This window comes from Peribacillus sp. CSMR9 (assembly GCF_033141925.1).
Taxonomy (GTDB): domain Bacteria; phylum Bacillota; class Bacilli; order Bacillales; family DSM-1321; genus Peribacillus; species Peribacillus simplex_A.
Map to the genome: position 1 here is coordinate 34,173 of NZ_JAOPHO010000036.1, position 9,853 is coordinate 44,025.

Genomic DNA, 9,853 nt, shown 5'->3' on the forward strand with positions numbered 1-9,853 from the left:
TCAATCTTCATTGCCGACTTGATTAACATTTTGTTTTTTCTCGTTCGTACTCAAAAATTTCAGTCGGATAATTTCCGGTGAAACAAGCTAGGCATGAACCGCGCGTTTCTCCAGGAAATGGTCGGCCAATTGCTTCGACCATACCTTCGACACTTAAAAAAGTTAATGAATCAGCACCAATGATTTCCCTTATTTCCTCCACCGATTTAGAGCTCGCAATCAGTTCTTCCTTTTTAGACGTGTCTATTCCATAAAAACATGGATTCTTGATCGGTGGCGAGCTGATTACAACATGCACTTCTTTGGCTCCTGCATCTTTTAACATGCGGACAATCCTTCTGCTCGTGGTCCCACGGACGATTGAATCATCAACCATTATGACCCGCTTACCTTCTACGACCCCTCTTACAGGTGAAAGTTTCATCTTCACGCCTTGTTCACGCAGACTCTGTGATGGCTGAATGAACGTCCGTCCAACATAACGATTTTTTATTAAGCCCATTTCATAGGGAATGCCGGCCGCTTCAGCATAGCCTATCGCTGCCGAAATACTGGAATCGGGTACACCTGTAACTACATCCGCTTCTATTTTAGCTTCCAGTGCCATTTGCTTGCCAAGGTTTTTTCGTGCCGTATGAACATTGATCCCATCAATGTTACTATCCGGACGGGAAAAATACACATATTCCATCGTACACATTGCCTGTTGACTGGAAAGCGAAAAGTACTCGGAAGTGATTCCCTCATCATTAATGACAACGAGTTCACCCGGTTCAATATCGCGGATGAATTCTGCACCTACAATATCAAGGGCACATGTTTCGGATGCAGCGAAATATGCATCGCCTATTTTCCCTAAGGAAAGTGGACGGAAGCCATGTGGATCTCTTGCCATGATCATTTGGTTTTCTGTCATGATGACAAAGGCATAAGCTCCCTTCAGCATGCTTAAACTGTTCTTCACGGAATCCCTGACATCTGAGTAGCCGGACCGTTTAATCAAATGGGCCAGAACTTCCGTATCCGATGTCGTTTGAAAAATGCTTCCCTGTCCTTCAAGCTGTGCTTTTAATTGATGGGCATTGACGATGTTCCCATTATGAGCAAGTGCCAGCCCTCCTGTATGGGAATTGAACAGGAAAGGCTGAACATTTTGATACCCGCCGCCACCTGCCGTTGTATAACGGACATGGCCGATCGCAGCTTTTCCTGAACCGGAAAGTGCCTGCATTTTATCAGCCGTGAATATTTCTGTGACAAGACCTTCACCCTTAGTGATGGACATCTGGTCACCGTCTGTCACGACGATGCCAGCTCCCTCTTGACCACGATGTTGTAAGCTATGCAAACCGTAGTAAGCAAGCTGTGCTGCATCGGGATGTCCCCAGACTCCAACAACGCCACACTCTTCGTTTAGGCTTCTTATTTCAGCAAGCATGGTATAGCTCCCTTCCAAGCTGTTTGTAAAACTTCAACGTCCGCTTCCAATACTTTGCTATCACTGTCTGCCGTCACGACTAATTTATTATCCTCTGTTACTGAACCTATGCATATCGCATCTTCAACAAGTGCTTCAAATGCCGTTTGGTTTTCAGGATTGATGGATAGTAAGAATCGTGATTGTGTTTCACTGAATAATTCTGATACCGGTTCGCCGGATATATTCACTTTTGCACCAAGTTTGCTAGTCCCGAATAAAGATTCAGCTAAAGCCACTGCCAAACCGCCTTCCGAAAGATCATGGGCTGATGCGACAAGTCCGTTTTGGATTGCAGTGAGGATTTGCTGCTGACGCTTTTGTTCAACGCTCAAATCAAGTTCTGGTGCCCGTCCAAAGATTTTACCCTCAAGCATTTTTTGTAATTCACTGCCTCCAAATTCCACTTTTGCTTCGCCGACAACATAAATCAAATCGGATTCATTTTTAAACGATTGTGTAGTGATATGTTGAAGATCACTGACAAGACCAACCATCCCAACTACAGGTGTCGGATAAATCGCTTCACCATTCGTTTCATTGTAAAGCGAGACATTTCCACCAATTACAGGGGTACTTAAGCTTCTGCAAGCTTCACTCATACCGTCTGCCGCTTTTTCCAATTGCCAAAATATTTCAGGTTTTTCTGGATTCCCAAAGTTCAGGCAATCCGTAATTGCTAAAGGTTCCGCACCCGAGCAAATAATGTTACGTGCTGCTTCAGCGACTGCGATTTTACCTCCCGTTTCTGGATCTAAATATATATAGCGGGAGTTACAATCCGTCGTCATAGCAAGGGCCTTATTTGTGCCCCGAACTCGTACTACCGCCGCATCCGATCCAGGTGAGACGACTGTATTCGTGCGGACCATGTAATCATATTGATCATAAACCCATTCCTTACTCGAAATCGTCGGTTGCTTCAATAGTGATATCAGTGTTTCTTTATAATCTGCTATGACTGGCACTTCAGCCTTCATACTTTGGAAATCACGGAAATATTGCGGTTCTGCAGATGGCTTATGATAAATCGGAGCTTCTTCAGCCAATGCATCAACTGGAACCTCTGCAACAATTTCACCTTGATGCGATAACGTTAGGTTTTTGTCATCCGTCACTTCACCGACGGAAACAGCCTCTAGATCATATTTCGTAAACAAGTCAACGATTTCTTGTTCACGTCCTTTAGTGACTACGATCAGCATCCGCTCTTGTGATTCAGAAAGCATCATTTCATAAGCAGTCATTCCCGTTTCACGCTGCGGTATCAAATCAAGGTTCATTTTGATGCCTGAGCCCGCTTTACTTGCCATCTCTGCAGATGAACTAGTAAGTCCTGCCGCGCCCATATCCTGAATCCCAACAAGTGCATCATTTTGAATTAATTCTAGACATGCTTCTAAAAGCAGTTTCTCCATGAATGGATCTCCCACTTGGACGGCAGGTCGTTTTTCTTCTGATGACTCTGACAGCTCCTCGGATGCAAATGTTGCTCCATGAATACCATCGCGTCCTGTTTTGGCACCGACATACATGACTGTGTTACCCACTCCATGTGCTTGACCTTTTTTTATGTCCTTATGGTCGATCAAGCCGACACACATGGCATTGACTAGAGGGTTCCCTTCATAAGAAGGATCGAATTGAATTTCGCCTCCCACAGTCGGTATTCCGATACAATTGCCGTACCCAGCAATCCCGGCAACCACTTCTTTAAATAAATATTTCACGCGATCATTGTCTAGCTCACCGAAGCGAAGTGAATTCAGCATCGCAATCGGACGTGCACCCATGGAGAAGACATCACGGATAATACCGCCGACACCAGTAGCGGCACCTTGGTAAGGTTCGATAGCAGATGGGTGGTTATGACTTTCTATTTTAAAAACGACAGCCTGATTGTCACCGATATCAACGATACCAGCTCCTTCACCAGGTCCTTGAAGGACTTTCTCCCCAGTAATCGGGAATTTTCTTAAGATGGGTTTTGAATTTTTGTAGGAACAATGCTCTGACCACATAACGGAAAACAATCCAGTTTCCGTATAATTCGGCAGTCTGCCTAAGATTTTCTCCACCATGGCAAATTCTTTATCGGATAGTCCCATACTTGCGTACAATCGCTCCGATTTAATTTTTTCCGGACTTGGTTCAAGCTGTAATAACATGTGATTCCCTCCAGTTTTTTACGATGGATTGAAAAATCTTTAAGCCGTCTTTACTGCCAAGCAGTGAATCAACAGCACGTTCGGGATGAGGCATCATTCCGAGGACATTTCCTTGTTCATTTGTAATTCCCGCTATTTGTTCCAAGCTTCCGTTTGGATTTTCACCGTCATAAGTGAATAAAATGCGGTTATTTCGTTTTAATTCAGCCAATGTTTCATCATCACAGTAGTAATTCCCTTCACCATGGGCAACCGGGATCGTAATCGTTTCATTTATTTCATATCCTGTCGTGAACATCGATTGATTATTTTCAACCTTCAATCCTACATTGCGGCAAATGAATTTCAAGCCTTCATTACGGCGCATCGCTCCAGGTAAAAGTCCTGCTTCAAGTAAAATCTGAAAACCATTGCAGACACCCAAAACAGGCTTTCCTGCTTGTGCCGCTTTTACGATTTCGCCCATTACATTCGAAAATCGTGCAATCGCTCCAGAGCGTAAATAGTCCCCATAAGAGAAACCTCCTGGAAGGAGAATCCCATCATACTGATCTAGATTGTCTGTAGAATGCCAAACATACTCCACTTCTTCCCCTAGAGCATCCTTTATCGCATGGAACATATCGACATCACAATTGGAACCAGGGAAAACTATGACAGCAAATTTCATTGGGTGATAACCTCCTCAACATCATAGCGGTAAGCTTCAATTACCGTGTTGGCCAATAGTTTTTCACACATTTCCTTCACAAGTTGATCTAAATCACGATCCGTATCCTTAATTGTAAGTTCAATGTATTTCCCCACTCGAACATCACTAACTTCGTTATATGTCAAGCTATGAAGTGATTGTTGCACTGCAGCTCCCTGTGGATCTAATACACTTTCGCGTAGTGTGATATATACCTTAACCTTATACATGTTGAGTACCCTCCAACTTTGCTAGTATTTTTTCGTAAGCATCTGTTAAACTGCCTAAATTACGGCGGAATACATCTTTGTCTAACTTTTCGTTCGTGTTAACATCCCATAATCGGCAGGTATCAGGTGAAATTTCATCTGCCAGCAGAATGTCTCCATTCGGGGTTTTACCGAACTCTAATTTAAAATCAATTAATTTAATGTCCAATTCTTTAAAGAAGGAAGTTAAGACGATACTGATCTCTTGTGCCTTTTCTTTTAAAATGGCTACATCTTCCTTGCTTGCAAGTTCCAATTCTTCAATATGGTCTTCCGTTAACAGAGGATCGCCGAGCTCGTCGTCTTTATAGTAAAACTCAATCAGCGTTTTCTTAAGCGGGTGGCCTTCTTCAATGCCAGTTCTTTTAGAAAAACTGCCGGCAGCCGTATTTCGTACAACGACTTCAAGCGGAATGATGGATACTCTCTTAACTAACTGCTCCCGGTCGGAAAGCTGTTCAATAAAATGGGACGGTATATTTTCTTGGGCAAGCTTTGAAAATAATAGGCTTGTAATTTGATTATTCAACTTACCTTTTCCGGCGATTTCTGACTTCTTCTCACCATTAAACGCTGTTGCCGAATCCTTGTATTCCACCCATACTATTTCACTGTTGTCCGTTGCAAAAATCTGTTTCGCTTTTCCTTCATACAACAATTCTCGTTTTTCCATCTGTCCAGACCCCCACATTGTGAATATTTCGAATCATCCTGTATTGATCGGGCTAGGCAAACATATCACCGTTTAGAGGTGCTATGTTTGCCGCCTTCACTTTTATAAACCTAAACGATCAAAGATTACATCAACATTTTTCAAGTGATGTGTAGGATCGAAACAATCATCAAGTTCTTCTTTCGTAAGCAAGCTTGTGATTTTATCATCCTTTTCGATCAGGCTTCTGAATGGAACCTGAAGCTCCCATGCTTCCATCGCTTTCGGCTGAACCGTATCATAAGCCTCTTCACGGACAAGTCCTTTATCGATAAGGGACAGCAGCACACGTTGTGAGAAAATCAATCCCAGTGTACGGTCCATATTGCGTTTCATATTTTCTGGATAAACGGTCAAGTTCTTCACTATGTTGCTGAAACGGTTCAGCATGTAGTTTAATGCGATCGTTGCATCCGGCAAGATGATGCGCTCAGCAGAAGAATGTGAAATGTCACGTTCATGCCATAATGGCACATTCTCATATGCTGTCATCATGTAACCGCGGATTACACGAGCTATACCTGTCATATTTTCAGAACCGATTGGATTCCGTTTATGAGGCATTGCCGAAGATCCCTTTTGTCCTTTTGCAAAGAATTCTTCCACTTCGCGTGTTTCACTTTTTTGCAAGCCGCGTATTTCTACTGCGAACTTTTCAATTGAGGTCGCAATTAAAGCCAATGTGCTCATATAATGTGCGTGGCGATCCCGTTGCAATGTTTGTGTTGAAATAGGTGCTGCTTCAAGGCCAAGCTTTTCACAAACGAATTTTTCAACGAACGGGTCGATGTTTGCGTAGGTTCCGACAGCTCCAGAGATTTTCCCAACCTCTATGTTCTTTCTAGCTTCTTCAAAACGTTCGACATTGCGTTTCATTTCTTGATACCAAAGTGCCAGTTTCAAACCGAAAGTAGTCGGTTCCGCATGAACTCCATGTGTACGTCCCATTTGAACCGTATATTTATGTTCTTTCGCTTTATTTTTCAGGATCTCCACGAAGTTATTTAAATCCTTGGAGATGATATCATTCGCTTGCTTTATCATATATGAAAGAGCTGTATCGACCACATCAGTAGAAGTCAGTCCGTAATGGACCCATTTCCGTTCTTCACCCAATGTTTCAGAAACCGCACGTGTAAAAGCAACAACATCGTGGCGTGTATCTTTTTCGATTTCATTGATACGCTCAACATCGAACGTAGCATTTTCACGAAGAAGCTTCACATCTTCCTTTGGAATTACTCCAAGTTCAGACCATGCTTCACAAGCTAGAATTTCTACTTCCAACCACGCATTAAAGCGGTTTTTCTCTGTCCAAATGTTTCCCATCTCTGGGCGGGTATAACGTTCAATCATTTTACTTCCTCCGTTTCAACCTATTGATTCCATATTTTGCTTCGATCACTTTCCAAAAGAGCTTCCTCAATCGTTGGACGTAAAATATTCACATGCCCCATTTTCCGCTTAAACTTGGCCTCTTTCTTGCCGTAAAGATGAACCTTCCAATCAGAAATCGTCGGAATTTCATCCATTAAGGGTCCAATATGCTCACCAAGGATGTTTAACATTACGACCGGCTTCAATAACGCCGTATTACCGAGCGGCCAATTACAAACAGCCCTTATATGCTGTTCGAACTGTGAAGTCTCACACGCTTCCATTGTATAATGGCCTGAGTTATGAGGTCTTGGCGCTAATTCATTAATGATGATCTCATCCTGAGCGGTTAAAAACATCTCGACCGCCAATGTCCCTACCAAATCAAGTTTTTCTGCAAGCTGCAAGGCTTCATTAATAGCCTTCCGTTCAGCTTGTTGACTAATACGTGCGGGAACAATGCTTTTATGAAGAATATTTTCAATATGAATATTTTCCGCTATCGGAAAATGACTTGCCTCGCCATTTGCCTTACGCGTCACGATAATCGAGATTTCTTTTACGAAAGGTATCCAGGCTTCCAGCACACATACACCTGTTTTGAGCAGGGATTCTGCCTTTTTGATATCGGCTTCTTCCTTAATGACCAACTGCCCTTTTCCATCATAACCGCCCCGCGTCGTTTTTAACACACTAGGGTACCCTAATTTTTCTATATGAAGGTAAATTTCTGAAATATCTTGTATTTCCCGATAAGGAGCAACCGAAGCTCCTGCATCAGATATGGCCTTTTTTTCAGTAAGTCTATCCTGGGTCATCTTTAATAATTCTGAGCCCTGTGGAAGAAATGCATGTTGCTTTAACCAATCCAGTGCTTCTGAACTGATATTTTCAAACTCATATGTTATGACGTCACTAACCTCAGCCAACCTTTTCAATGCTTCGATATCATCATAAGCACCAATGATTTCAATATCCGCCACTTGCGCACATGGACCTTCTGCAGTCGGCTCAAGGACCGCTATCTTAAAGCCCGATGCCTTAGCCGACAAGGCCATCATCCTGCCCAATTGCCCACCGCCAATAATTCCAATGGTCTGTCCCGGTAAAATGATTGTACTATTTAAGTTGTTCACTGCTCTGTAACACCTTTTCTCTGGTTTCGTCTCGTAAAGATTCTAACCTATCAGCAAGGTTGGAATCGAAAGCTGCTAATATTTGAGCCGCCAACAATCCGGCATTGACTGCGCCAGCTTTTCCGATTGCAACCGTTGCAACCGGTACGCCGCCAGGCATTTGAACAATCGATAATAACGAATCCATCCCATTTAATGCCTTAGATTGTATCGGCACGCCAATCACAGGGACAATCGTTTTGGCTGCTGTCATACCTGGAAGATGCGCCGCCCCGCCAGCTCCGGCAATAATCACCTTAATATCTCTATCTTTTGCACTCTCTGCATATTCAAATAGTAAATCCGGCGTCCTGTGGGCGGAAACGACCCTTTTTTCATAGGGAATCTCAAGCTGTTCCAATGATTCACAAGCGTATTTCATCGTTTCCCAATCCGAGACACTTCCCATAATAACTCCAACTTGTGGTTTCATATCATCTTTCCCTCCAACACTCATATTATGACGTCCCGAGTATGCAGATGGACGCTTATCATTATCTATAACATGTAAATTAAAAAAACCGGGCAGTTTGCTTCCTCATCGAGAAAGCAAACTGCCCGGAATAGAAAGCCCTTTTGAAAAAAAACAAAAAGGACTTGGCTAGTTTCCGAATTAGTCAGATGCTTTTCTCATAGTCCGATGATTTACGGTCATCAGGTAGAAACTTTTGGGCCATATCCCCATGATTATATGAGATGTATTAATGTAACTTCATCTTACCTTCCGGCCATTTTAATGTCAAGTTAAAATCGAATATTTTTACATGATATTAATGAATCGTTCGTGTTTTACTCGATTAATTTTACTTCGAATACAATTTTTCGATCAACTGGCACATATTGGACTTTGCCATTCTCGATTTCCTCGGCAAAGATGGGTTCTTCCGTCCGCCTTACAGGAAAGTAGCCTGCCGCTTTAATTCGATCTAAACAAGCATCGATTGTCTCACCCTCAACAACTTCAAACTTTTCCTTACTTTTTTTACCCACAATACCAAAATCCCTTCCATAATTCCATTTTATTTGCCTTCTTCCTTAACATCCAACTTGCATTATTATCTTAATAAATTCCTCCTAGTATAATGAAAAAGAACAAGTAAGACAAGAAATCCATTTTAGTATTCATTACAGTATTACAGGGATTCCATAATGCCTTAGTTAATGTCTTCTCCGAATCTCCTTGCATAATTTGCCGTCTGTCTAAAAAAAAGACCCTATCTTCATAATTTATACATCCATTCAATATCCTAACCTTCTTCCCTTCCCAATACTATAGCCAGACTCAAGTAATCCCCCTGCTCCATGATCAGTACAGTTATTCGTATCTTGCACCCATGAATTATTTCAATTCAAATCTCTTGTAATTTGAGGGCATTGAAGAGAGGCAACATTATCCCTTTAGGTCGAATTCAATTCAATTTGAAAGATGGAGATATAAAAACGATTTCTTTTAAATCATTGAGACGCAAAAAAAGACCAGCCGGATGGCTGATCTTTTAAATGGCTTGGCGGCGTCCTACTCTCACAGGGGGAAACCCCCAACTACCATCGGCGCTGAAGAGCTTAACTGCCGTGTTCGGAATGGGAACGGGTGTGACCTCTTCGCTATCGCCACCAAACATATCAGGAACGTTGTTCCTTCAAAACTAGATAATAAGAAGGTATTTCATTTTTTAAAAAGCGTTGGTTAAGTCCTCGATCTATTAGTATCAGTCAGCTCCACATGTCGCCACGCTTCCACCTCTGACCTATCAACCTGATCATCTTTCAGGGATCTTACTAGCTTGCGCCATGGGAAATCTCATCTTGAGGGGGGCTTCATGCTTAGATGCTTTCAGCACTTATCCCGTCCGCACGTAGCTACCCAGCTATGCCTTTGGCAAGACAACTGGTACACCAGCGGTGCGTCCATCCCGGTCCTCTCGTACTAAGGACAGCTCCTCTCAAATTTCCTTCGCCCGCGACGGATATGGACCTATATGTC

9 protein-coding genes, 2 rRNA genes and 1 riboswitch are annotated in these 9,853 nt (G+C 42.6%); all 11 genes read right to left on the minus strand.

The features are described 5' to 3' along the window. Positions 1-22: 22 nt before the first annotated feature. Positions 23-1,438 (minus strand): amidophosphoribosyltransferase, encoded by a 1,416-nt coding sequence (purF, locus tag N9I19_RS15855; RefSeq protein ID WP_061461271.1) that lies wholly within the window; start codon positions 1,436-1,438, stop codon positions 23-25. Next, complete coding sequence (purL, locus tag N9I19_RS15860) at positions 1,423-3,645, minus strand: phosphoribosylformylglycinamidine synthase subunit PurL (protein ID WP_317778347.1); 2,223 nt, start codon at positions 3,643-3,645, stop codon at positions 1,423-1,425. Before purL ends, purF begins: the two co-directional genes overlap by 16 nt. Next, positions 3,629-4,315, minus strand: a complete 687-nt coding sequence (gene purQ / locus N9I19_RS15865) for a phosphoribosylformylglycinamidine synthase subunit PurQ (protein WP_317778348.1) — start codon at positions 4,313-4,315, stop codon at positions 3,629-3,631. Before purQ ends, purL begins: the two co-directional genes overlap by 17 nt. Further along, the gene (gene purS / locus N9I19_RS15870) at positions 4,312-4,566 is read right to left on the minus strand and encodes a phosphoribosylformylglycinamidine synthase subunit PurS (protein ID WP_034306118.1); all 255 of its coding nucleotides are present in this window, start codon (positions 4,564-4,566) and stop codon (positions 4,312-4,314) included. Before purS ends, purQ begins: the two co-directional genes overlap by 4 nt. Next, complete coding sequence (gene purC / locus N9I19_RS15875; RefSeq protein ID WP_061461268.1) at positions 4,559-5,278, minus strand: phosphoribosylaminoimidazolesuccinocarboxamide synthase; 720 nt, start codon at positions 5,276-5,278, stop codon at positions 4,559-4,561. Before purC ends, purS begins: the two co-directional genes overlap by 8 nt. A 102-nt stretch (positions 5,279-5,380) precedes the next feature. Then, a complete protein-coding gene (gene purB, locus N9I19_RS15880) occupies positions 5,381-6,673 on the minus strand; it encodes an adenylosuccinate lyase (protein WP_125163158.1) in 1,293 nt (430 codons plus the stop codon). Between the two features lie 20 nt (positions 6,674-6,693). Further along, positions 6,694-7,830 carry a 5-(carboxyamino)imidazole ribonucleotide synthase gene (purK, locus tag N9I19_RS15885; protein WP_317778349.1) on the minus strand — a complete coding sequence of 379 codons (1,137 nt, stop codon included), beginning with the start codon at positions 7,828-7,830 and terminating at the stop codon, positions 6,694-6,696. After that, complete coding sequence (gene purE / locus N9I19_RS15890) at positions 7,814-8,302, minus strand: 5-(carboxyamino)imidazole ribonucleotide mutase (RefSeq protein WP_230135718.1); 489 nt, start codon at positions 8,300-8,302, stop codon at positions 7,814-7,816. The genes purK and purE overlap by 17 nt, the downstream gene beginning before the upstream one ends. 180 nt (positions 8,303-8,482) lie before the next feature. After that, a riboswitch (purine riboswitch) is annotated at positions 8,483-8,584 on the minus strand. A 74-nt stretch (positions 8,585-8,658) separates the two neighbouring features. After that, entirely contained in the window at positions 8,659-8,859 is a 201-nt protein-coding gene (locus N9I19_RS15895; protein ID WP_317778350.1) for an NETI motif-containing protein, read from the minus strand. Positions 8,860-9,372: 513 nt separating this feature from the next. Beyond that, positions 9,373-9,488 (minus strand): 5S ribosomal RNA (gene rrf, locus N9I19_RS15900). Between the two features lie 64 nt (positions 9,489-9,552). After that, positions 9,553-9,853: ribosomal RNA gene (locus N9I19_RS15905) — 23S ribosomal RNA — on the minus strand; the annotation flags it as partial.

Bases quoted from the DNA above. Each gene is read 5' to 3' on its own strand.
- purQ (WP_317778348.1), bottom strand. From the start codon at position 4,315: ATGAAATTTGCTGTCATAGTTTTCCCTGGTTCCAATTGTGATGTCGAT.
- purC (WP_061461268.1), bottom strand. From the start codon at position 5,278: ATGGAAAAACGAGAATTGTTGTATGAAGGAAAAGCGAAACAGATTTTT.
- purB (WP_125163158.1), bottom strand. From the start codon at position 6,673: ATGATTGAACGTTATACCCGCCCAGAGATGGGAAACATTTGGACAGAG.
- purE (WP_230135718.1), bottom strand. From the start codon at position 8,302: ATGAAACCACAAGTTGGAGTTATTATGGGAAGTGTCTCGGATTGGGAA.
- purS (WP_034306118.1), bottom strand. From the start codon at position 4,566: ATGTATAAGGTTAAGGTATATATCACACTACGCGAAAGTGTATTAGAT.
- purL (WP_317778347.1), bottom strand. From the start codon at position 3,645: ATGTTATTACAGCTTGAACCAAGTCCGGAAAAAATTAAATCGGAGCGA.
- purF (WP_061461271.1), bottom strand. From the start codon at position 1,438: ATGCTTGCTGAAATAAGAAGCCTAAACGAAGAGTGTGGCGTTGTTGGA.